14 protein-coding genes and 5 pseudogenes are annotated in these 24,119 nt (G+C 34.0%); 4 read left to right on the top strand and 15 right to left on the bottom strand.

Annotated elements, in window-relative coordinates:
• Nucleotides 1-19: 19 nt before the first annotated feature.
• The 15 genes and pseudogenes from P5P87_RS14515 to P5P87_RS14445 form a co-directional block, all read right to left on the bottom strand.
• Nucleotides 20-694, bottom strand: a complete 675-nt coding sequence (locus tag P5P87_RS14515; protein WP_278019731.1) for an MBL fold metallo-hydrolase — start codon at nucleotides 692-694, stop codon at nucleotides 20-22.
• Between the two features lie 61 nt (nucleotides 695-755).
• Entirely contained in the window at nucleotides 756-1,337 is a 582-nt protein-coding gene (locus P5P87_RS14510; RefSeq protein ID WP_278019730.1) for a Crp/Fnr family transcriptional regulator, read from the bottom strand.
• A gap of 18 nt (nucleotides 1,338-1,355) precedes the next feature.
• Nucleotides 1,356-2,720 (bottom strand): YncE family protein, encoded by a 1,365-nt coding sequence (locus P5P87_RS14505; RefSeq protein ID WP_198854732.1) that lies wholly within the window; start codon nucleotides 2,718-2,720, stop codon nucleotides 1,356-1,358.
• 72 nt (nucleotides 2,721-2,792) lie between these two features.
• Complete coding sequence (locus P5P87_RS14500; RefSeq protein WP_278019729.1) at nucleotides 2,793-3,866, bottom strand: hypothetical protein; 1,074 nt, start codon at nucleotides 3,864-3,866, stop codon at nucleotides 2,793-2,795.
• Nucleotides 3,867-3,926: 60 nt separating this feature from the next.
• The gene (locus tag P5P87_RS14495; RefSeq protein WP_198854730.1) at nucleotides 3,927-4,574 is read right to left on the bottom strand and encodes an HAD family hydrolase; all 648 of its coding nucleotides are present in this window, start codon (nucleotides 4,572-4,574) and stop codon (nucleotides 3,927-3,929) included.
• 6 nt (nucleotides 4,575-4,580) lie between these two features.
• Nucleotides 4,581-5,790 (bottom strand): annotated as a pseudogene (locus P5P87_RS14490) (BaiN/RdsA family NAD(P)/FAD-dependent oxidoreductase).
• A 197-nt stretch (nucleotides 5,791-5,987) separates the two neighbouring features.
• Entirely contained in the window at nucleotides 5,988-6,671 is a 684-nt protein-coding gene (locus P5P87_RS14485; protein ID WP_198854728.1) for a glycerophosphodiester phosphodiesterase, read from the bottom strand.
• Nucleotides 6,672-6,853: 182 nt separating this feature from the next.
• A pseudogene (locus P5P87_RS14480) lies at nucleotides 6,854-8,516 on the bottom strand (alpha-amylase family glycosyl hydrolase).
• Nucleotides 8,517-8,734: 218 nt separating this feature from the next.
• Nucleotides 8,735-10,597, bottom strand: coding sequence for a glycoside hydrolase family 13 protein (locus tag P5P87_RS14475; protein WP_278019728.1), 1,863 nt, complete (start codon nucleotides 10,595-10,597; stop codon nucleotides 8,735-8,737).
• Nucleotides 10,598-10,609: 12 nt separating this feature from the next.
• Entirely contained in the window at nucleotides 10,610-11,305 is a 696-nt protein-coding gene (locus tag P5P87_RS14470) for a carboxylesterase family protein (protein ID WP_278019727.1), read from the bottom strand.
• Nucleotides 11,306-11,417: 112 nt separating this feature from the next.
• Nucleotides 11,418-13,534, bottom strand: a pseudogene (locus tag P5P87_RS14465) (glycoside hydrolase family 97 protein).
• A gap of 28 nt (nucleotides 13,535-13,562) precedes the next feature.
• A pseudogene (locus P5P87_RS14460) lies at nucleotides 13,563-15,867 on the bottom strand (glycoside hydrolase family 65 protein).
• A 143-nt stretch (nucleotides 15,868-16,010) separates the two neighbouring features.
• Nucleotides 16,011-16,664: a beta-phosphoglucomutase gene (gene pgmB, locus P5P87_RS14455; protein WP_198854722.1), complete on the bottom strand. Its 654-nt coding sequence runs from the start codon at nucleotides 16,662-16,664 to the stop codon at nucleotides 16,011-16,013.
• A 23-nt stretch (nucleotides 16,665-16,687) separates the two neighbouring features.
• Nucleotides 16,688-18,043 (bottom strand): annotated as a pseudogene (locus P5P87_RS14450) (MFS transporter).
• Between the two features lie 174 nt (nucleotides 18,044-18,217).
• Nucleotides 18,218-19,249, bottom strand: a complete 1,032-nt coding sequence (locus tag P5P87_RS14445; protein ID WP_278019726.1) for a LacI family DNA-binding transcriptional regulator — start codon at nucleotides 19,247-19,249, stop codon at nucleotides 18,218-18,220.
• 236 nt (nucleotides 19,250-19,485) lie between these two features.
• Here P5P87_RS14445 and P5P87_RS14440 point away from each other — a divergent pair, with 236 nt between their 5' ends.
• The 4 genes from P5P87_RS14440 (at nucleotide 19,486) to P5P87_RS14425 (ending at nucleotide 24,114) form a co-directional block, all read left to right on the top strand.
• The gene (locus P5P87_RS14440) at nucleotides 19,486-19,881 is read left to right on the top strand and encodes a carboxypeptidase-like regulatory domain-containing protein (protein ID WP_278019725.1); all 396 of its coding nucleotides are present in this window, start codon (nucleotides 19,486-19,488) and stop codon (nucleotides 19,879-19,881) included.
• On the top strand, nucleotides 19,862-20,194 hold the full coding sequence (locus tag P5P87_RS14435; protein WP_278019724.1) for a TonB-dependent receptor plug domain-containing protein: 333 nt from the start codon (nucleotides 19,862-19,864) through the stop codon (nucleotides 20,192-20,194). The genes P5P87_RS14440 and P5P87_RS14435 overlap by 20 nt, the downstream gene beginning before the upstream one ends.
• On the top strand, nucleotides 20,130-22,394 hold the full coding sequence (locus P5P87_RS14430) for a SusC/RagA family TonB-linked outer membrane protein (protein ID WP_278019723.1): 2,265 nt from the start codon (nucleotides 20,130-20,132) through the stop codon (nucleotides 22,392-22,394). Before P5P87_RS14435 ends, P5P87_RS14430 begins: the two co-directional genes overlap by 65 nt.
• 112 nt (nucleotides 22,395-22,506) lie before the next feature.
• Nucleotides 22,507-24,114: a RagB/SusD family nutrient uptake outer membrane protein gene (locus P5P87_RS14425; protein ID WP_278019722.1), complete on the top strand. Its 1,608-nt coding sequence runs from the start codon at nucleotides 22,507-22,509 to the stop codon at nucleotides 24,112-24,114.
• Nucleotides 24,115-24,119 lie beyond the last annotated feature (5 nt).

The raw sequence follows: 24,119 nt of genomic DNA, 5'->3' as shown, positions 1-24,119 counted from the left end.
CAGAATCTGTAAATTCTTGTTAATTAAACGGAATCGAATTTTTGAAATTCTCTAATTCTCCATTATTAAATAAAACAGGCCCGTGACCAAAACAAAGTATTTTTGGTTTTAGCGAAGCCAATTTTAGAATGGATTTTCTATTGGTTTCTTTGTCAGCAGTAAACAAATGTGGTGGTTCATGTAAACCGACTTTTGTAGTTAAAAGGTTCATATTGGTCATCACATCTCCAACAATTAAAACACCGTCTTTTTCTCTGAAAAAAGAGATATGTCCGCTTGAATGTCCTGGAGTTTCGATAACTGTGAATCCACCAATTTGATTGCCTTCTTTTAAGATTTGAGAAACTGGATGTCCTTTTCCCGCCCAAAAGTTTTTCTGAAATTTTGAAATAAAATGATTCGGATTTGGGTATTCTGTAATTACATTTCCGTTTTCGGCAAATTCTTTTTCAGGTTCGCTACATAAAAGCGGAATATTCAAGGTTGCACAGATTACTTTACTGCTTCCCTGATGATCGGCGTGTGCGTGCGTTAAGACGTGTTTGGTTACCGTTTTGTTTTTTAAAGTTTTTAAAATTGTATTTGCTGAAGTTCGAATTCCTGCATCAATTAAAACATCTTCAATTACATAACAATTAATGGCATTTCTTGGAAATAAAGGGATTTGATAAACGTCTTTGGCAATATTCTTCATCTTTCTCAAATTTTATTTTGACAAAGATTTGAATTCTATTTTTCAATCCACTTGATAAATGTTAAGAAATGTCTTGACGGATTCTGCTTAAAGATTCTGGAGTAATTCCCAGAAAAGAAGCGATATAAATTAAAGGCGTTCGCTGAATTATTTTGGCTGGAGCCGATGCTAAAAATGTCTGGTATTTTTCTTTGGCGGGAATCATTTGTAGTTTTAAAACTCTATCTGCCATGCAAAGGTAATTTTGCTCGGCAAGAATTCTTCCAACGCGTTCCCAATTTGGGATTTCGTTATACAAAAACTGCATTTTTTCAAAAGTAATCGAAAGCACTTCGCAATCTTCTATACATTGAATATTTTCAAAAGAAACCGATTGATTTATAAAACTGGAATACGAAGCAATAAAACTCTCATCACAGCTTAAATAAGTGGTAATTTCTTTTCCATCTTTGAGATAATAAACTCTTGCTAATCCTTCAACAATAAAGAAAATCTTGTTGCTGATTTTTCCCATTGAAGAAAGATATTCTTTGGCCGTGAATTTTTCGTATTCAAAACAAGAAGCAATTGTTTCGATTTCATTTTCAGAAAAAGAGACAATTGCTTTAATCTGTTTTTGTAATGAAGAATATTTTTTTGTCAATTATAGTAATAATAGTTTTTATGGAATACTTATTTTTTCTATTGCCCATTCTTTGGCTAAACCTGCTCCCGTTGCTTTTACTATTACAAATAAATTATTTCCTGTAGAATTACTAAACACAAAAAATGGTTCGGCATCATAAAATACTTTATCTGATTCATTTTTAGAAACGAGAAATTGCTCTAATGTTATTTTGTTTTTAAGAGCAAGATCTAAGTCATTATATACATAAATGTATGGAAGTTTCTTTTGATTCCAATTATCAGATACTAGTAGTAGATAGATATTGTTTTTTACCGATGAATGATCTAACCATTCAATAGGTGTGTATGGGTTTGTTTCAGTATTGATTGTACCGTTATATATCATATCCTGGCTTCTAAGTTCGGAAGTTTTAAAAACAGTTTTTCCTCTCGTAAATATTCTATTCCCATCTTCAGAAAACCATAGATTTCCGTTCATAATATAATCTCCATGATAAGGAGAATCGTAGCTATATTCTGCATTTCCATTTTGAATGTCATATTTCTCTATATCCATTGGAGACAAATTGTTTTCTGCACCATATATATATTTGCCTGACGGATGTAATCGTGCTTTATTTCCTTCGTAAATTTTTTCACCAACATGCTCATATTCATTATCGGTTGTCAAGCTTAAATTTATTGATCTTATAAAAGTCGATTGACCTTTGGCAGGGAAAACATACGCCCATTTATTGTTTCCAAGTACAATATCATATGCGTAACAAGATACTGGATATGTTTTTATAATAGTTTTGTTGGTTAGATTGATATAAGAAATATATCGATCATGTCCGGTTACTGCAGTTTTTCCATCAGGAGATATTGAGACACATGTTGGGGCATATGGTAAAGTTATACTTTCAATTAAACCTGTATTTGTTGATAAAATATTTACAGCAGAAGGACTTGCGGAGACATATACAAGCTGATTGGTAACTTTAGAAAATTCTGCATCAACAACATCAGAATTTAAAGTTACTTTCTGCTCTACAAAATTGGTTACACTTACAACTATAGAATCTTTTTTATTATTGATATTTATATATAATTTTGAATAAGATTTGCCATTTGGTAAGTTTTGTTTATCAACAGTAACCGTAATTTCATCATGATTTAGTGAAGTTACAGCTCCTTCTTTTTTAGAAAGCTCGACATAGTTTTTTGAACTTGTTATAGTGTAATTTAAAGCTGTTTCTCCTTGATTTTCAATATTAAGGACAAGTTTGTTATTGAAAATAGTAAAATTTAATGTGTCTGGTACTGAATAATTTGCTTCTTTGTTTTTTTCGTTTGAATCATTATTAGAACATCCAACAATGGTTGACAATATTATTAATGATAAAATAATTTTTTTCATAATTTTTAATAGTGTTTTAGAACTATAGTATAATGGAAATAATTAAGAGGTTTTAATTAAAAGAAATAGTGATTAATTAATATTGATTTTTTGAATTGCCCATTCATTAACCAAATCAGAATCAAGTGCCTTTGTTATTACAAATAGATTTTTTCCAGTTGAGTTGCTAAAAGCAAAATAAGGCATAGCATCAAAAGTTTCTACATTATTTCTTCCCGTTTGATTGGAATATTTTTCCAATTCAAGTTTATTTACATAACTAAGATCTGCATCGTTAAAAACATAAATGCTATTCGATTTAATTAAATTCCATTGATCGCCACTTGAAAAGATTACATATAATTTTCCTTTTAAAGAAGAATGATCAAGCCAATCAATCTTATAATTATTTTCTGAAGGAATTCTGCCATTATATGCCCCATCTAAACTATTAAGTTCAGAGGTTTTTAAAACACTTCTTTCTCTAGTAAAAAGTCTATCGCCGTTTTCTGAAAACCATATGCTTGGAATAGTGTAGTTTTCTTCTTCAAAGTTAGATTCGTATCTATCATCGATATCTCCATTTTTAATTGTTAGACGTTGAACTTGTCCTCTTGATAGTGGACTTTGCATGTAAATATAATTACCTGAAGGATGTAACCTTCCTTTAGCTCCAGCGTGTAATTGATTGTATATACTTATGGGCATTTCATAATTATATTCCAAATTCATGTTAACACTTTTTATGTATGTCCATTGATCTTTTTCTGGAAAAACATACGCCCATCTATTTTTTCCAAGAACAATATCAAGTGCAGAGCAAGAAATGTTGTAGGTTTGGATTATGGATGGATTTTTTAAATTAACATGTGTGATGTGGCCATCATGACCTACAACAGCTGTATTGCCATCTTGCGAAATAGAAATACATGTTGGGGCATAAGCCAATGAAATTTTTTGAAATGTTTCGGTGTTGGAGTTAAAAATGTTTACTTGAGAAGGATTTGATGAGATAAAGACTAATTGATCTGTCTTTTTGGAATATTCAGCATCTATAACATTCGTCTTTAATATTATTTTTTCGTCTTTATTTTTTGGAGAATCGTTGTCGTTTTCACAACTATAAATTGTAAACAAAAGTATAGTCGCTAATAATATTTTTTGCATTTTTTTTGTAAGTTTTGCCCTGTTTTTGGAGGCAAATATATACAAGTCTTTTGTAAATAACTATAGAATTGCAATTAATTCAGAGGCATTATTAATAACCGCTTTTGCTCCACTGTTTTTCAATTCATCTTCGGTTCTGTAGCCCCAAGTAACGCCAACAGGAAACATATTAGCGTTTACTGCCGTTTTCATATCAATATCAGAATCGCCTACAAACAGGATTTCTTCTGGTTTTAAATTCCATTTTTTGCTAATCTCAATCGCCTCAAACGGATTTGGTTTTTTAAGTTCTTCTGTGCTTAAACCAACCGCAATATCAAATTGTTTTGGGAATATTTCTGATGCTATTTTCTTCGTTAATTCATCGGCTTTGTTGGAGAAAACAGCCATTTTGATATTTTGTGAAGTCAGGTTTTCTAATAACTCTACAATTCCGTCATAAGGTTTTGTTTTGAGCGTACAGATTTTAGTGTATTCATCGACCATACATTCAAAACAACTTTCGATTTCGTCATCAGAATTGTTTGTGGCTGGCAATGCTTTGCTTACTAAATTTCGTAAACCACTTCCGATAAAATATTGGTAAGTGTCGTAATCATGTGTTGGGTAACTTAGAGCGGTAAGCACTTTGTTCATCGCATCTGAAATGTCATGTAATGAATCTACTAGCGTTCCGTCTAAATCAAAAATAATTCCTTTAAATTTCATTTTATATTAAATATTTTGAGCCAGAATGAACCCGCTTGTCCAGGCATTCTGAAAATTAAATCCGCCTGTAATAGCGTCGATGTTTACAATTTCACCAGCAAAATAAAGGTTTTCGTGAATTTTGCTTTCCATGGTTTTAAAGTTGATTTCCTTTAAATCGATTCCGCCTGCCGTTACAAATTCTTCCTTAAAAGTACTTTTTCCGTTTACTTTAAATTCAGCTTTTGTTAATTGTGAAGCTAGGTTTTGCAATTGGTTTTTAGATAAATCTGCCCATTTCGTTTCAGAATCAATCCCCGAAGCTAGAACCAAACTTTCCCACAAACGATTCGGAAAGTCAAAAGGAGATTTTTTAGAAACGGCTTTTTTAGCGTGTTCTTGTTTTAAATCTTTTAGGACTTTTTCTGCATCTTCAAAATCAACATCATTTAACCAATTCACAAAAATGGTAAATTGATAATTTTTGTCGTGCAGAATGCGTGCGCCCCAAGCCGAAAGTTTCAGAATTGCAGGTCCGCTCATTCCCCAATGTGTAATTAACAAAGGTCCTGTCGATTCTAGTTTCGTCTCTTTTACATTTACGGTAACTTGTGCTTGCAACTCCTGGTAATTCTTTAATTCTAGAATCTTTGATATTGAAAGTAAATAGGGAAGGAACGGGGCTTACAATTGCGTGTCCGTGTTCCTGAAGCATTTCCCAGATTTTGGGATTACTTCCCGTTGCCATTACTAATTTTTCGGCAAGATAATTATCAGTTTGTGTATCAATTTTCCAATGATTTTCTTTTTTGAAAATGGATTGTACACTTTGTCCTGTCAAAACTTTTATGCCTAATTTTTCAGTTGCTTTTAAGAAGCAATCGATAATAGTTTGTGAAGAGTTTGAAACCGGAAACATTCTTCCGTCTTCTTCAATTTTTAATTCTACGCCATGTTTCTCGAACCATTCAATTGTATCACCCGAACAAAATTGGTGAAATGGCCCACGAAGTTCTTTTTCGCCACGAGGATAAAATTTAACCAACTCGTTTGGTTCAAAACAAGCGTGCGTGACATTGCATCTTCCTCCTCCGGAAACACGGACTTTAGAAAGCACTTCTTTTCCTCTTTCTAAAATAGCAATTTTCAGTTTCGGATTTTTCTCTGCAATATTAATTGCGGTAAAAAAACCTGCAGCGCCTCCGCCAACAATTATTATGTCGAAATTTTTGATCATATTTTTTTGAGTTGCCACAAATTACACGAATTGGCACTAATTTTTTTTCTTGCCACAGATTACACAGATTAAAAGGATTTTTTCTTTCGCCACGAATTACACTAATTTCCGCGAATTATTTTAGGATGATAAATTTGTGTCAATTCGTGAAATTCGTGGCAAACAAATCTGTGTTAATCTGCGTAATCTGTGGCTATTTATATTTTGTCTGGATTATCAGAGATAATTCCGTTTACTTGATAACTTTTTACTTTTTGAATGTCTTCTTCTGTGTTTACTGTCCAAGGTAAAACCAGAAATCCTTTTTCCTGCATTTGTTGCACATTTTCGTTATTCAATAAATTAAAATCAGGATGTATGGCTTTTGCTTTTATTTTTTCGGCGAAAGCCAAAGCGGTTTCAACATTTTCTTCTGTTAAAACACCAATCGGAATATTTGGATTTAGGTTTGATGTTTCCTCCAACATATTCCATTCGAAACTTGAAATGATAAAATGATTGTAATTCCAGTCTTTTTTTGAAATATATTCTTCAATTAAGCTGACAACTTTCGGTGCAGTTCCTAAGCCTTTTAATTCGATATTGATCAGGCATTTTTTGTCAACCAAATCAAAAACTTCGATTAAAGTTGGGATTTGGTATTTTCCATCAATTAAAAATGATTCTAATTCTGCTAGAGTAAAATCACCCACTAAACCTTTTCCATTGGTTGTTCTGTCGATGGTTTCATCGTGAATTACGATGATATGCCCATCAGAGCTTAATTGAACATCAAGTTCAATTCCGTCTGAATTTAGGTTTAATGCTTTTTGGAAAGCTTGTAAAGTATTTTCGGGTTCGTAGGCTTTGGCACCTCGATGTGCAATCTTTAAAACATTCATTTTATAAAGGTTCAGAGTTGCAAAGGTACAAAGGAGCAAAGGAAAAATAATAGCCACAGATTAAAAGGATTAAAGTGATTTTTAAATCCGTGGTAAATTATGTCTCTCGCAGATTTTGCAGATTCGGCAGATTGCTTTTAAATTATCTGCTCAATTTCCTAAATCTGCGAGAGAAAAGTATTTTAAATCTCTTCTAATAAAACAATATCAAAATCATTGTCAATAATCACTTTTCCATCAATAACTTCAACTTCTTGATTTGAGTAATTATCTTTTAATTTAGTTCCGTTTGGAAAGACGTCGCCAACAGGAAGTTCTTTTCTGCCTTTTGGTAAATCTACTCCCATCACTACTTTATCTGTAAAAGAGCCTTTTGTAAACGTTCTGGAAAAAGTATAAGGATACGGATTAATCAATTTGTGAACACCAGCACCAACAGCAGGGTGATTTCGTCTAAACTGACCTAATTTTTGCCAATGTAAAAGTGTTTTTTGTGTTTCAGGATTGTTCTGAATATCCTCCCAATTCATATTAGAACGTAAAGTGGCATCGCCCTGAGTTCCTTCGACAACTAAAGATCGTGCCGATTCATCTCCATAATAAACCTGAGACATTCCAGGAGAAAGCAGTAGTTTGTTTGCTGTTTCAATGCTTTTTGTTCTGTTGGCATCAAAAGGCTGTCCGTCGTCGTGAGAAGACATATAATTAAGGACAGAATATCCTTTTAAGTCATTGTTAAGTGCATTCGAATATTTAGAAAATAAACCTTCGTAATCGTTTTGTGCTTGCATTCCATTTAAACTCAAAATTGATCATGCTGTTGAAACCATTTTGAAAATAATTGACTTTTCGATCTCCAAAATCATAATCCTGACCACCGCTGATTCCGTAACCGTAAACTTCGGCAATCGTGTAAAACGGATTTTGGTCTAAAACCTGCATTGGATGATGTTTTTTCCAGGTTTCAAATGCATAATCGCATTCTTTTTTAAAATCTGCCCAAACGTTTTCGTCGGTATGTTTTACAGTATCTCCTCGGTAACCATCAATTCCAAATTCTAAAATGTAATCTGTAAGCCATTTAATGATGTAATATTTTGGTGTTCTTGGATAATTTGTTCTTTTGAAAAATTCATCCAAAGAAGATACTTCTTTTTCGTAACGACCTTCTTTTTTCCATTTTTCAATTAAAAAAGGAGGGAGCGCTACTTCCTGAGTACTTTCTGTTCTTACATCTGGAAGATTTTCTACCAAAGTACACATCGTTGTATTTTCGAATGATTTATAATCGCAGACAACGCCGGTTCTTACCCAGTCAGAAGGCCAAACGGGATCTTCGGGAGTTACTGGTCCGGTATGATTAATTACGCCATCCAGAATGATTCTGATGCCTTTTTCGTGTGCTTTTTTTACCAAATTGGCTAAATCTTCTTTGGTTCCAAAGTTTGGGTCTAAAGCTGTCCAATCTTTTGCCCAATAGCCGTGAAAACCGTAGCTAAGTCCAGTTCCCTCATCAACGCCGTCGTGAATTTGCTCGACAATCGGCGTAAGCCAAATGGCATTGATTCCTAATTTTTCAAAATATCCTGATTCGATTTTTTTAGTGATTCCGATGATGTCACCGCCTTCAAATCCGCGAAGTTTTCCGGGAGTTTTGGTTCGGTTAAAATTAACATCGTTTGAAGTATCTCCGTTGTAAAAACGATCTGTAAGTAAAAAATAAACATTTGCTCCTTCCCAAACGAAAGGTGTTTTCGAAGTATTATTCATTGTAACTGATTTTGAGCCAGAACAACTCATTATTAAGTATACTAAAGATAGATAAAGGAAAGTGTATTTTTTCATTATTTAAGAGTTTTTTAGATAAACATCATGTTGAAAAAAATAGCCACAGATTACACAGATTAAAATGATTTTTTTCTTTTGCCACGAATTACACGAATCTCCACGAATTAATTTATCATATTTAAATTTGTGAAAATTTGTGAAATTCGTGGCAAACAAATCTGTGCTAATCTTTATAATCTGTGGCAAAAAGATACTGCGAACTTCGCGGTTAAGCTTTATTCTAATTCTAAAACTAAAGCTGATTTTGGTTCTAATGTAATTTCAGAAGCTAAATCGAATGTTTTTCCTGTGATAACATCTTTACCAGATTTGTAGTTTTTGATGCTTTCTTTAAAACGGTTTGTTTTTACAACCTGTTCTTTTGCATTGTTATTGAAAACTACCATTACGGTTTTAGCATCAGTATATCTGAAATATACATACGTGTTATTTTCTGGAATGTAATGCGTCATTTTTCCGAAATGAACCGCTTCGTTTGATTTTCTCCAGTTGAATAATTTCGAACTGAAATCAAAATAAGTCGCTTGTTCTGGAGTTCTTCCTTCTTTTGTAAAAGCATTGTTTTTGTCGCCAATCCAACCGCCTGGGAAATCTTGACGAATATCGGCATCGCCGCCTTTGCCTTTATCTCCACCCATTCCGATTTCTGAACCGTAATAGATTTGCGGAATTCCACGAACTGTTGCTAACAAAGTCATCGCCAGTTTGTATTTTGGTAAATCATATTTGAACTTTTCGTTCATACGATCTGTATCATGATTTTCGGAAAAAATCAAAATGTTATTGGTATTTGGATATAAAAAATCCATTGCAAAATTGTTGTAGAATTTAATCAATCCGCTGTCCCAGTTTGGTTCATCTTCACTGAAAGCAGAAGTGATTTGGCTTTGAAGCGTAAAATCCATTACAGAAGGAAGGTTTGAATTGTAGTTTTCAATAGCTCCAATTTTACTGTCTTTTTGCCAAAAAGCTAAATTCGCTTGATTGTGCATCCAGATTTCACCTACAATATTAAAGTTCGGATATTCATCTGTAATAGATTTTGCCCAATTTGCCATGGCAGTTTTATCTGAATAGTTGTAAGTATCTACTCTAAACCCATCAAGATTAGCAAATTCAATCCACCAAATAGCATTTTGCGTTAAGTATTTTGCAACAAGAGGATTTCTAAGATTCAAATCTGGCATTGAAGGAACAAACCAGCCATCAACACAAACTTCCTGATCTATTTTTGAAGCGTGAATATCGGTTATTACCTCTCGTCTGTGATGCGTTTGCGTGAAAGTTTCGAATTGATTGAACCATGTTTTGGTTGGAATATCTTTCATCATCCAATGCGTAATTCCCCAGTGATTGGTTACATAATCCATAACCAGTTTCATGTTCTTTTTGTGCATTTCTGCCGATAAACGAGCATAATCGTCATTAGTTCCGTAACGCGGATCAATTTTATAAACATCCGACTGTCCGTAAGTATGATACGAATGCTGTTTGTCGTTATCTTCGCATAAAGGCGTGCTCCAAATTGTAGTTGCGCCAAGAGACGAAATATAATCTAAGTTTTTAATGATTCCTTCGATATCGCCACCGTGACGTCCGCTTGGATCTTGACGGTTTCCTTTTTCAGTTAAAGAAGCGTCGCTGTCGTTTTTCGGATTTCCGTTAGCAAAACGATCCGGCATGATTAGATAAATCAGGTCAGAGGCATCGTAGCTCTTTCTTTCTGCAGAATTGGCTCTTCTTTCTTTTAGAGCATATTTTTGTTTAAAGGAAACTTTATTATTGTTTTTGAAGGAGAAAGTTAGTTCAGAAGCTTTTACGTCTTTGGTATCGATGGTTACGAAAAGATAGTTTGGGTTTTCTGTTTTTTCTACATTTTTGATCGCAACATTGTTTGAAACCGAAGCTTCATATTGTGCAATATTTTTTCCGTAGAACATAATCTGCAGTTCTGAATTTTTCATTCCTGCGTACCAAAATGGTGGTTCTACTTTTTGGATTTGCGCTTTCGCGGAAGCGGAAAACAACAGAACCAAAAGGATTAGTTTATAGAGATGTGATGTTTTTTGGTTTTTCATAGTTTGTATTTTTTATTTCTTCTGTTCAAGCATCCATTTATATATTTCAGGTTTTGTTTCGTATAAATACTGAATTTCATGACCTTCATTTTCTAAACGGGTAAACTTGAAATTGTTTTTGGTTTCGCACGACTCAAGGCCTTTCGCAATTCTCTCCGTTTCACTAAATGGAATTTTATCATCGGCTGTGCCATGAAAAGCCCAAACAGGAATTTTACTGAGATTGCAGACTCTCGTTAGATCACTGTCGTTAATTCCTCCACAAAATGCAACAACAGTCGCAAATGTATCAGGAAAATCTAAAGCGGTAATATAAGCTCCATAACCGCCCATGCTAATGCCGGTTATGTAAATTCTACTTTTATCTATTCTATACTTTGATTCTAAATCGGCATATAATGTTTCGAACCAATTTTCTGTTGACCAGTATTTATTGTCGGGACATTGAGGCGAGGCAATTATAAAATCAAAATCCTGACCTTTTTCTACTAAATAGGGAAGACCGTAGACTTTTAGTTTATTCAGATCATTCCCTTTTTGCGAACCACCATGTAAATAAATTACTAGTGGATATTTTTTGGTTCCTTTGGCATAGTCTTTTGGCAAATACAAAAGATAATCATAAGATGCTTTTGTTTTGGTTTGGGAATATGTATTAAATCCAAAAATGGTAAAAAGGAAAATCAAGAAATTAAGTTTGAAGCGCATATTAAATTTATCTAGAGATGAAGAAAATAGTTACCTCAAATTTAATTTCTTAATTTGAATTTATAGTAAAAAGACAAGTAATTATGGGGGAAATTACTTGTCTTTGAAAAAATTACTTAGTTTCAATAATGCTTATCGCATAACCTCCTCCAGGAGCAGAAAACTGAGATAATTTTGATTTATTGGTTACAGCAATTTTCTTGATAGTATAAGCTTGCGGATTTGTTTTATAATGCGCATCTTTTGCATCAGCATAAATTGTTGCGGTATATTTTTTGCCTTTTTCAAGGAAACTGAAATCGATGTTTGATGTACGTGGCGTTTCTCCATTTACGTTTCCAACGAACCAGTTGTTTGTTCCTTTTGCTTTACGCGCAACTGTGATAAAATCTCCTGGCTCAGCTTCAATATATTTACTTTCAGACCAATCAACAGCCACATCTTTAATGAATTGAAATGCATCTGGAAAACGGTTGTAGTTTTCTGGAGTATCAGCTGCCATTTGTAATGGGCTGTACATTGTTACGTATAAAGCCAATTGATTACAGATCGTGCTGTTTACATGTGATTTGTTATCAGGATTCATTTTACTGATATCCATTTCAAAGATTCCAGGAGTATAATCCATTGGACCACCGATTAAACGTGTAAAAGGTAAAACCGTAACGTGATTTGGTTTAGAACCTCCAAAAGCTTGGTATTCTGTTCCTCTTGCTTGCTTCGTTTCCAATTAAGTTAGGATACGTTCTTGCAATTCCCGTTGGGCGAACTGCTTCGTGAGCGTTCACCATAATTTTGTAATCAGTTGCTTTTTCTATAGCGTATTGATAGTGGTTTACAATCCATTGGCTGTAGTGGTTTTCGCCTCTTGGTAAAATATCACCTACGTAACCGCTTTTTACAGCATCGTATCCGTTATCGTTCATGAATTTGTAAGCAGCGTCCATGTGGCGCTCGTAGTTACGAACAGATCCTGAAGTTTCGTGGTGCATGATGATTTTTACACCTTTAGATTTTGCATATTCATGAAGACCTTTCACATCAAAGTCTGGGTAAGGAGTTAAGAAATCAAAAACATAATCTTTTGAGTGACCGAACCAGTCTTCCCAGCCTTCATTCCATCCTTCAACTAAAACAGCATCGAAACCATTTGCAGCAGCGAAGTCAATGTATTTTTTTACATTAGCATTGTTAGCTCCGTGAGTTCCGTTTGGTTTTGCTTTTGAGAAATCAGAAACTCCTAACTGAACAGTTGGAAAATCGTTTGTGTATGACCAAGTGCTTTTTCCTGTGATCATTTCCCACCAAACACCAACATATTTTACTGGCTTAATCCAAGAAGTATTTTCAATTTTTGATGGATCATTTAAGTTGTAAGTCATTTTTGAAGCTAAGATTTCTCTAGCATCATCGCTCACGATAATCGTTCTCCAAGGAGAGTGATTTGGCGCTTGCATGTGACCTTTATCTCCTTTTGCATCTGGCGTTAACCAAGATTCGAAAACTAAGTTTTTATCGTCTAAATTCAAGTGCATACAAGAATAGTCAATCAAAGTCTGCTTCGTGTAAGTTGATGTAGATTCCGTCAGCAGTTTTTAACATCAAAGAAGTTTGAACTCCTGTTGGTGAAAAAGATTTTTGAGAAACGTTTGCAGTGTATGCTTTTTGAGATAAACCTCTGATTTCAGATAATTTCGATTTTGTATAATCGTATTCTTGAGTATCATAATCTCCTGGAATCCAGAAAGCAGTATGATCTCCAGTCATGGCAAATTGAGATCTTTCTTCCTTGATTACAAAGTAAGTTAGATTCTTTTGTGCTGGAAATTCATAACGGAATCCTAAACCGTCATCAAATAAACGGAAACGGATTACGATTTGTCTGTCTGTTCCTTTTTGGTTTAAAGTCACAGCCAATTCATTATAATGATTTCTGATGTGATCTACTTCTCCCCAAACCGGTTTCCAAGTTTCATCAAAAGTTGAGGTTTTAGTGTCAGCAATTGTAAAGTCGTTCAATAAAGATTTTTTATCATCTTTAAGTTCAAGACCCAATTTACTGGTTTTTACAACTTCTTTGTTTTTGTATTTTAAATTGTACGTTGGAGTTCCGTCGTTTTGAAGAGAAAATTCCATTACGAACTTTCCTTCGGGTGATTTTAATTGTTGTGCTTCTGCAATTGAGCAAAAAGCAAACAAGATTAAACTTGCGAAAAATAAGTTTTTCATGTTTTTTGATTTTTAGATGTATTGTAATTTATTTTATTTGTACAAATTTACTTGCAATTACAGGATTTCCATTTACGATAATTGTTAAATCTTGATCGCCGTCTACAGTAAAAGTTGTTTCGTTATGATTTACAGCTACTTTTAAAATTTGGTTTCTGAAATTAATTTTAAAAGAGTAACCATTCCATTCTTTCGGAATTTTTGGAGAGAAATGCAATTGGTCATTTTTAACACGCATTCCTCCAAAGCCTTCCACGATACTCATCCATGTACCGGCCATTGACGTGATATGACAACCTTCTTCCACTTCTTTATTATAGTCGTCCAAATCTAAACGAGAAGTTCTTAAATAAAATGTATATGCCATGTCCATTTTATCTAAAGCCGCAACCTGAATCGAGTGAACGCAAGGAGAAAGTGAACTTTCATGAACCGTAAATGACTCATAGAATTCGAAATTGCGTTTTAATTCTTCTTTAGAAAAATGATCTTCGAAGAAATAAAAACCTTGTAAAACGTCAGCCTGTTTGATGTAAGGTGAACGCAATACGCGATCCCAAGACCATTTTTGGTTAATTGGGCGCTGTGATTTATCTAAATCTTTTACTGGAACTAAATCTTTGTCTAAGAATCCGTCTTGCTGTAAATAGATGCCAAGTTCTTGAGAAATTGGAAAGTACATATCATCAGCTACTTTTTTCCATTCCTGAATTTCATTCGCCGAAAGGCTCACTTTAGCCATCACTCTTTTGTGATCTGCAGGATATTCTGAAGCTACTTTTTCGATTTGTTCAGCGAGCAAAATCAATACACCATTTTGCAATATAATTGGTATAGAAATTATTGTTGATGTTGTTTTCGTATTCGTTTGGTCCTGTAACACCAAGAATTACATATTGATTTTTATCTTTTGAGAAAGAAGCTCTTTGGTGCCAGAAACGCGCAATTCCGATTAAAACTTCTAAACCTTTTTCTGGAATATAAGAGTAATCGCCCGTGTAACGGTTGTAATTGTAAATCGCAAAAGCAATCGCTCCATTTCTATGGATTTCTTCGTGTGTGATTTCCCATTCATTGTGGCATTCTTCACCATTCATGGTAACCATTGGGTATAAAGCTGCGCCGTTTTTGAAACCTAAATTATCTTTAGCATTTTCAATCGCTTTGTCTAATTGATTGTAACGATAAGTCAGTAAGTTTCTTGCAACCTGCTGGTCTTTTGTCGCCATGTAAAACGGAATACAATACGCCTCAGTGTCCCAATAAGTTGATCCGCCGTATTTTTCTCCGGTGAAACCTTTTGGACCAATGTTTAAACGGGAATCTTTTCCTGAATACGTCTGATTCAATTGGAAAATGTTGAAACGAATTCCCTGTTGCGCTTTTACGTCGCCTTCAATAGTAATATCTGACATTTCCCAGATTTTTGCCCAAGCATCAATTTGGTTTTGAAGCAAAGCATCATATCCTAAAGCAACTGCCGATTTGATTACTTTTTCGGCACCAGCCAAAGTATTTTCGTGGTTTAAAGAAACCGTATAACCTCCAATTTTTTGAATTGTTGAGGTTTGTCCTTTTGCAATTATAGTTCCGTAAGTATATTGAACTTTATCGACAGTTGAATCGATTGTTGAAGGCGAAATATTTGCATTTTCACCATTAGCAAAAATCGTATTGTGCATGAAAGTTGTAACCTTAAAATGCGTTTTGAAAGTCTGAGCTGTTACAAAAGCTTCGTTTGTTCCCTTTTTAACTTCAAGCGGTTCCCAGAATTTCTCTTCCCAGTTGGCATCTTCATTGGTTACACCAGCATCAACGTAAGGTTTGTAAACGATTTTTGCATCTTTATTTAAAGGCGTAATATCGTATTTGATAACTCCAGCTTCGTCTAAATCTAATGAAAGAAAACGACGAATGTTTACTGCGATTTCAGTTCCGTTTTTAAGAATAGCTTCAAAAGAACGATTGTACCATCCTTCTTTCATGTTCAATTCTCTGCGGAAATTTCTAACTTCTTTACAATTATGTAAATCAAGATTTTCTTCGTTGACTTCAATATCAATTCCAATCCAGTTTGGAGCATTTAAAACTTTAGCGAAATATTTCGGATAACCGTTTTTCCACCAGCCCACTTTTGTTTTGTCTGGGTAATAAATCCCTGCAATATAACTTCCTTGGAAAGTTTCTCCAGAATATGTTTCTTCAAAATTCGCACGTTGTCCCATAGCACCGTTTCCGATACTAAAAAGACTTTCAGACGATTTTACTCTTTCGACATCAAATCCTTCTTCTATTATGGACCAATTGTCTGGTTTTATATAATCTTGATTCATTTTTTCTTTAAATTAGAAAATACGGCAATTAAGGGAATTAGATAATTGCCTTGGTTCTTATTAACTTTTTTACATTCATTTGAGTAATTGAGGTATTAGAATATCTGTCAGTGAGATCATTATCTCATTGACACATTTTCTAATTATCCAATTAGCTCTTCAATAAAGCTTGTTGTGATTTGGGTAAAATCTTTAAAAATATGATCAGCTTCATGTAAAATTGTTTCCTCACCAATTCCAACACTTACCATTTCTGCAATATTTGCCGCTTGAATTCCGGCAACAGAATCTTCAAATACAATTGAATTTTTTGGATCAATATGTAATAATTGAGCCGCTTTTAAGAATACTTCTGGATCTGGTTTTGCATTGGTAACGTCATTTCCGTCAACAATAACATCGAAGTAAGATAGAACTCCAGTTTTTTCTAAAATTGGTCTTGCATTTTTGCTAGCAGAGCCCAATGCAATTCCTTGATTTTTCTCTTTTAATAGTTGTAGAATTTTTAAAACTCCTGGAAGAACCTCACTTTCATCCATGTGAACTAAATAAGATAAATAATCTTCGTTTTTTTGAACTAGCCATTTGTCTTTGTCTTCCTGAGAAGCTTGAACATTGCCTAACCCAAGTATAATATCCAACGAACGAACTCGGCTAACACCTTTTAAAAGTTCATTGTCTTCATGCGTAAAATTTATATTTAATGACTGAGCGATTTTTTGCCACGCCAAAAAGTGATATTTAGCGGTGTCAACGATTACACCGTCCAAGTCGAATATAAATGCTTTTTTATTCATTTTAGTGAAAAAATTATTCTTAATTATGATTTTTGAGAAACGTCGTCTACGTCTTTTACTTTAAAAACTAAAGCTGCAAGCGATTAGGAAACTTACCCCGCTTGTAACTAAAGCATAAATGGCATCTCCGTTGTAAAGATATTTGACGATTGGGCCACCAATTAATGCATTTACAATTTGCGGAATAACAACAAAGAAGTTGAAGATTCCCATGTAAACTCCCATTTTTTTAGGTGTGATAGATCCTGCAAGAATTGCATATGGCATAGCCAAAATACTTGCCCAGGCAACTCCAATTAAAATCATTGGCAATACAACCCAGTCTTCATTTGGCATGAAATAAATTGAGATTAAACCAATTCCCCCAATGATTAATGAAAGTGAATGTGTTGCTTTTCGACCGATTTTTTTAGCGATGTATGGTAAGAAAAATAAAGCAACAATGGCAGAAACTAAGTTGTAAACACCAAATAGAATTCCGACCCAGTCTCCAGCATCTTGATATTGCTGGCTTGAAGTATCTTCTAATGGCAAACCGTAAATATGATGTGCAATTGCTGGAGTTGTAAAAACCCACATTCCAAATAATCCGAACCAAGAGAAAAATTGCACCCAGCTAAGCTGACGCATTGTTACTGGCATTTTTGCAAAATCAGTAAAGATGTCTGTAATTTTTGATTTTTCCTCAGAATCAACAATCACTTCATTTTGAGGATCTTCAAATTTTGCCAGTTCTTCTGGTGAATATTCTTTGGTTGTGAATAAGGTCACTAAGATTGAACCAATTAAAACCGCTGCACCAATGATAAACGACAAAGTCAAATTCAATGGAACACTTCCCGAACAGTGCTGTTTGGTACACCAAAATATTTCGTTAAAATGTATGGAAGTGCTGAACCAATCACGGCTCCAAAACCAATTAATGAGGTTTGAATACTAAATCCTGCAGTACGCTGATCTGTTCTTAAATTATCTCCAACAAGTGCACGAAAAGGCTCCATGGCAATGTTGAAAGAGGCATCCATTATCATTAACATTCCAGCGCCAACCCATAAAGCAGGAAGTACAGAAATGAAAATATTAGCTTGTGGCATTAGAATTAATCCTACCGAAGCTAAAACGGCTCCCACTAAAAAGAAAGGTTTTCGTCTGCCGAATTTTCCCCAAGTTTTGTCGCTGTAATGACCAATGATGGGCTGTACTATTAATCCCATAAGAGGAGCAATAATCCAGAACCACGAAAGTTCATGTACGTCGGCACCAAAAATTTGAAGAATTCTGCTGGCATTTGCATTTTGAAGTGCAAACCCCATTTGGATTCCTAAGAAACCGAAACTCATATTCCAGATTTCCCAGAAACTTAATTTACGCTTTTCCATTATCGTAATTTGAAAAATTATACGATAAGCGCCTTGCTTATCAAAACTTTGTTCTTTTCGAAGTAAAACTAAAAGCCTTGATGGGCGTAAAATTATAAATTATTTTTTTATTTATGCTAATAAAAAAGCCATAAATATTTTTTATGGCTTTAGAAAGTGTTGATTTTAAGTTTTTTAGTCAGTAGATTCTCTTTTTATTAAATGAGTTTCTATGACTTCTGTGGTATAGTTTTCAGTATGTTCTTCGTCGTCATCTTCTTCGGCCTCAAGTCTTTCGATAAGCATTTTAGTCGCTTTGTTGCCCATTTTTTCACCACTTTGACTAACGGTTGTAATTGTTGGAGTAGAATATTTTGAAATAATTCCGTCAGTAAATGCAATTACTGCTAAATCTTCAGGAACTTTAAGCCCCATTTTATTAGCCGTTTTTATAATTGTTACGGCAAAAAGCTCGTTTACAGCAAAAACAGCATCAAAAGCTCTTTCGTGCAAAAGCTGACTGATAGTTATTTCGCAAGTTTCTACATCTTCAATTTTGATGATCAGGTCTTCATTAAAGGGTAATCCATTATCTAATAAAGCTTTTTCGTAGCCATCGGTTCTCAATTTTCCAACGCTTACATAATCGACTGTAGTAACTAGAGCAATCTTTTTGCGGCCATTGTCGATTAAGCTTTGAACTGCTTCATAAGCAGCAGATTTATCATCAATAATTACTTTATCGCATAAAATATCATTAGTAACACGATCAAACATTACTACAGGCATCCCTTGATTGATAACTTCGGTGATATGATGGAAGTCTCCTTTAAACTGTGTTTCTTTAGAAAGAGACATGATAAAACCATCGATACTTCCGTTGGCTAACATTTCCATGTTTAGAACTTCTTTGTCAAAAGAATCATCTGATACACAGATTACTACACTGTATCCGTGTTCGTTTGCAACCTGCTCTACACCATTGATAACAGTTGAGAAAAAGTAGTGTACAATTTCTGGAATAATAATCCCGATACTCTTTGTTTTTCGGTTTTTTAAACTCAGAGCAATATTGTTTGGTTTGTAGTTGTAAAACTTCGCAAAAGCCTGCACTTTCAGTCGTGTTTCTTCTCCAATTTCGAGACTGTTTCTTAGTGATTTTGAGACAGTTGAGATAGACACGTCAAGCTCCTTTGCAATCTGTTTGAGGGTTATTTTACGTTTCATGAGGTTAGTTGAAAAAAATCTAATTAGTAATAAAGGTGTATAATATTTTTGGTATTTGCAATTTTAACGCTAAAAGATTACAAAAAATAGAAAGTTTTCAACACTACCACGTTTTCGTAAAGCAATAAAAATAGCCTCCTGTCGAGCATGTTAATAAATTCATAATTTTGAAATTCGAAGTAAAATTAAAAACTTAACTAACATTCAAAAACTCAAAACTAATTTAAACAAAAAGTATGAAAACAATTTACAAAAAGTTGTTATTTTTATTCCTATTGTTGCCTTTTACAGTGTTGGCTCAGAACACTTTAAAAGGGACTGTTGTTGACAAAACAACTGGTCAGCCAATCCCAGGAGTAAATGTAAATGTACAAGGTGCTCCAAATGGTGCATCAACTGGATTTGATGGAAATTACCAGCTGTCAAATGTTAAAAACGGTAACAAAATCGTTGTTTCTTTTATTGGATACAAGACAGAAACAATTGAGTACAATGGCCAAAAAACGCTTAACATTTCTTTAGAAGAAGATACAAATCAGCTTAAAGAAGTTGTGGTGCAAGTTGGTTACGGTACTGTGAAGAAAAAAGATGCAACAGGATCTGTTTCGCAAATTGCAAGCAAAAGATTTTAATAAAGGGATTAACGTAACTCCAGAATCATTAATCAGCGGACGTATAGCTGGTGTTAATGTAGTTGGGGGTGGAGCTCCTGGAGCAAAAGCTGATATTAGAATTCGTGGAGGATCTTCATTAAGTGCTTCTAATGAGCCATTAATTGTAATTGATGGACTTCCAATGAGTAATGCAGTTCCTAGTGGAGCAACTAGTATATTGTCTACAATAGATCCTAGTGATATCGAATCATTTACTGTTTTGAAAGATGCATCTGCAGCAGACAATTTACGGTTCTCGTGCCGCAAATGGTGTAATCGTAATTACTACTAAAAAAGGAACTAAAGGTGGCGTAAAAGTAAACTTTAGCTCTCAAGTTGGTATCAATACTGTTGCTAACACTGTTGATGTGATGAGTGCAGATGAATATCGTGCTATTGTAAATGCAAATGGTACTTCAGCTCAAAAAGCTTTATTGGGTACAGCAAACACAAATTGGCAAGATGAAATTTTTCATACTGCTCTTACAACCAACAATAATATATCTGTAAGCGGTTCTTTATTCAATAAATTACCAGCACGTTTATCTGTTGGAAATGTTGATAATCCTGGAATTTTAAGAAATACTTCTTTTGAGAGAACTACGACATCGTTATCGTTAAATCCAGTTTTATTTGATAATCATTTAAAAATAGATATTACAGGAAATTTAGCTTTTGGAAAAAATCAATTCCAAAATGAAGGAGCAGTAATTAGTAGTGCAATCATATTTGATCCAACACAACCAGTTTATCAAGCAGGTTCTCGTTACGGAGGATACTTCGAGTGGTTGGAAGGAAATGGAAATGTACCGTTATTGCCAGCAAGAAACCCTGTGGCAAGATTAAATCAAGAAGATAGAAGAGCAACTTCTACAAGAAAATGGGGTAATATTAGATTAGATTATAAATTTCATTTCTTCGAAGATTTAAGAATCGTTGCCGAAGCAGGTATCGATAAATTTGACAGTGATGGGTACAATGCAATAAGTACTGAAAGTATTTTAGGATATCAGCCTAATTCATTTGATAAAGGTAATTGGGTAAACTTAGGAGGTTATACTCACTATACAGATAATCGTCAGAACAAAAACTTAAACACATACTTTAACTATACTAAAGATATCGGTAAGTTTAAAATTGATGCAACAGCTGGTTATAACTATCAGTTATTCCAGAGAGAAGGATTTAATTCTGGAGATATCAAACAACCAAATCCACCAGCAGACGTTACAACTGATCCAGACATCAATTTGCAATCGTATTTTGGGCGTGTGAATTTAGGATATGACAGTAGATATTTATTAACTGTTAATTACAGAAGAGATGGGACTTCACGTTTCTCTAAAGAAAATAGATGGGGTAACTTCGCCGGAGGTGCTTTTGCATGGAATGTAGCTGAAGAGTCATTCTTAAAAGATAATGAAACATTATCTAGTTTAAAATTAAGAGTTGGATACGGAACTACTGGTCAGCAAGATATTCCACCTGCATATGATTTCTTAAGAAGGGTAACTTTTGGAACGATTAATACGCAGTATCTATTTGATGGTGTTATTTACAAAGCAACAAGACCAGAAGGATACAATGAGAATATTAAATGGGAAGATTTGGCTGAGATGAACATTGGTGTTGATTTTGGTTTCTTTAAAGAAAGATTGACAGGTTCTATTAACTATTTTGATAAAAAATCTAGTGATTTATTAGCAGATATCCCAGTTCCAGATGGAGCAAACATTCGTAACCAAGGATATAGCAACATTGGAAGCGTTAGAACTAAAGGGGTTGAATTTAGCCTTCAATCGGATATTATTAAAAATGATAAATTAACATGGAATGTTGTCGCCAACGTAACTTACATTGATCAAAAAATTTCTGACTTAGGGGTAACAGCTCCAGGATTTCAGGGATATATCACCGGAGATGTAATTGCCGGAGGTACTGGTAACCAAGTGTTAATTCACTCTGAAGGTTATGCTCCAAATTCATTCTTTGTATTTGAGCAATTATACGATGCAAACAAAAGACCTATTCAAGGGGCTTACGCAGATAGAAATGGTGATGGTGTAATTACAGATGCTGACCGTTATAAATATCATAAGCCAACAGCAGATTATACTTTTGGATTGTACTCTACTTTGAATTACAAAAAATTCGATTTTACAATGAACTGGAGAGCTAGTTTAGGAAATTATATTTTTGATAACGTAAGTTCTGATAAAGGATATTTACAAGCAGGTTTAAGAAGAGATTCTGATCTAGCAAATATTACAAAAGATTATTACAATACAGGTTTTACAACTGAAAGTAATTCAAATGGAACTCAACGTAATTACTCAAATTATTACGTAAAAGATGCTTCTTTTATTAAGTTAGATAACATTGTATTAGGATATACATTTGATAAATCATTACTAAAAGCAGACTTCATTACGATTTACAGCGGGAGTTCAAAATGTTTTTGTACTTACAAAATACAATGGTTTAGATCCTGAAAAATTCAACGGAATAGATAATAATGTTTATCCAAGAGCGAGAACATTCTTGTTTGGAGTAAATGCGAATTTCTAATAGTACATTGAAAATTAAATTTAAAAAATAAACAAAATGAAAATATCATTTAAATATATATCTTACTTTCTCCTATTGATTTTGGGAGTGAGTATGACACTTGCTTCATGTACAAGCGACTTAGATGTAACGCCAAAGGATGATGACGAGTTTCTTTCTGATGACTTTTTTAAAGATCCAACATCTTACAAACAAGTATTAGCAAAATTATATGCTGGTTTATATGTAGGAGGAAATGATGGTGATGGTCAAGCAGATATTGCTGGTCTTGGAGGAGATTTCAGTAGTTACCTTAGGTTGATGTTTGTTACTCAGGAATTTCCAACAGATGAAGCTATTGTTGCTTGGAGTGATGATGGTTTGCCAGCTATAAATGGACAAAAATGGAGCCCAAGTAATCAGTTCTTGTACGGAATTTTTTCAAGAGCTTTTTATGAAATTAGTGTTGCGAATGAATTTTTAAGACAAAGTACAGACGAAAAACTTGAAGAAAGAGGTTTTGATGCAAAAGTAAAAGCAGAAGTAACTACTTTAAGGGCAGAAGCACGTTTTTTAAGAGCTTTTTCGTATGTGAATTTAATGGATTTGTTTGGAAACGTGCCTATTACAACTGAAAAAGATCCAGTTGGGTATTATTTTCCAGAACAAAAAACAAGAGCAGAAGTTTTTGCTTTTGTAGAGTCAGAATTAAAAGACATGGATGCTACTTTAGCAGCTTCTGGATCTAATGAATATGGTAGAGTTGATAAAACAGCGACTAAATTTTTATTAGCACAAATTTATTTAAACTCTAAAGTTTATACAGGAACAGAAAGATATAATGATGTAGCTACAATATGTAACGAAATTGTAACAGGTTCTGCATATACTTTTGCTAATGTTCCTTACCGCTATTTATTTTCTGCAGATAATGATAGAAATGGAGCGCAAAATGAAGTTATTTTCCCTGTTGTTGGAGATGGAAATGCAATTAGAGCAATTGGTGGAGGTATGAGTTTTATTTTACACGCTTCTATTGGAGGAAAAATGGTTAGTGCAGATCAAGGAATGGATGGAGGTTGGTCTGGTATCAGAACAAGACCAGAGTTTGTTAGTTTATTTCCTGACGTAAATGCAGCTTCTGATAAAAGAGGAACATTTTTTACTGACGGACAGACTTTGGATATAGCTGATTACGGAGTGTTTACTAATGGTTATGCAGTTACAAAATTTACAAATGTAAATTCTGATGGTTCTAAAGCACAAAGACCTGATATGCCAGATACAGATTTTCCAATGTACAGATTATCAGATGTATATTTAATGTATGCTGAAGCTACGCTTAGAGGAGCATCAACAGGAAATATGACTACGGCTTTGGAATATATCAATAAAATTAGAGCAAGAGCAAGCGCTGGTATTATTACAAGTTCTGAATTAACATTAGATTTTCTTTTAGATGAAAGAGGTCGTGAGTTATTTTGGGAATGTCACAGAAGAACAGATTTGATTCGTTTTGGTAAATTCACAGGATCATCTAAAATTTGGCAATGGAAAGGCGGAATTAAAAATGGTAGCGGTACAGATTCATATAGAGATTTGATGCCTATTCCGTCAAGAGCTATTCAAGCAAACCCAACTTTAAAACAAAATCCAGGATACTAACTAAC

The organism is Flavobacterium ginsengisoli (genome assembly GCF_029625315.1).
GTDB classification, from domain to species: domain Bacteria; phylum Bacteroidota; class Bacteroidia; order Flavobacteriales; family Flavobacteriaceae; genus Flavobacterium; species Flavobacterium ginsengisoli.
This window is presented reverse-complemented; position numbering and strand designations above follow the sequence as displayed.

Excerpts from the sequence above, each read along its gene's own strand:
- P5P87_RS14495 (WP_198854730.1), bottom strand. The coding sequence starts at position 4,574 with ATGAAATTTAAAGGAATTATTTTTGATTTAGACGGAACGCTAGTAGAT.
- P5P87_RS14440 (WP_278019725.1), top strand. The coding sequence starts at position 19,486 with ATGAAAACAATTTACAAAAAGTTGTTATTTTTATTCCTATTGTTGCCT.
- P5P87_RS14475 (WP_278019728.1), bottom strand. The coding sequence starts at position 10,597 with ATGAAAAACCAAAAAACATCACATCTCTATAAACTAATCCTTTTGGTT.
- P5P87_RS14515 (WP_278019731.1), bottom strand. The coding sequence starts at position 694 with ATGAAGAATATTGCCAAAGACGTTTATCAAATCCCTTTATTTCCAAGA.
- P5P87_RS14500 (WP_278019729.1), bottom strand. The coding sequence starts at position 3,866 with ATGCAAAAAATATTATTAGCGACTATACTTTTGTTTACAATTTATAGT.
- pgmB (WP_198854722.1), bottom strand. The coding sequence starts at position 16,664 with ATGAATAAAAAAGCATTTATATTCGACTTGGACGGTGTAATCGTTGAC.
- P5P87_RS14470 (WP_278019727.1), bottom strand. The coding sequence starts at position 11,305 with ATGCGCTTCAAACTTAATTTCTTGATTTTCCTTTTTACCATTTTTGGA.
- P5P87_RS14505 (WP_198854732.1), bottom strand. The coding sequence starts at position 2,720 with ATGAAAAAAATTATTTTATCATTAATAATATTGTCAACCATTGTTGGA.
- P5P87_RS14425 (WP_278019722.1), top strand. The coding sequence starts at position 22,507 with ATGAAAATATCATTTAAATATATATCTTACTTTCTCCTATTGATTTTG.
- P5P87_RS14430 (WP_278019723.1), top strand. The coding sequence starts at position 20,130 with ATGCATCTGCAGCAGACAATTTACGGTTCTCGTGCCGCAAATGGTGTA.
- P5P87_RS14485 (WP_198854728.1), bottom strand. The coding sequence starts at position 6,671 with ATGAATGTTTTAAAGATTGCACATCGAGGTGCCAAAGCCTACGAACCC.
- P5P87_RS14445 (WP_278019726.1), bottom strand. The coding sequence starts at position 19,249 with ATGAAACGTAAAATAACCCTCAAACAGATTGCAAAGGAGCTTGACGTG.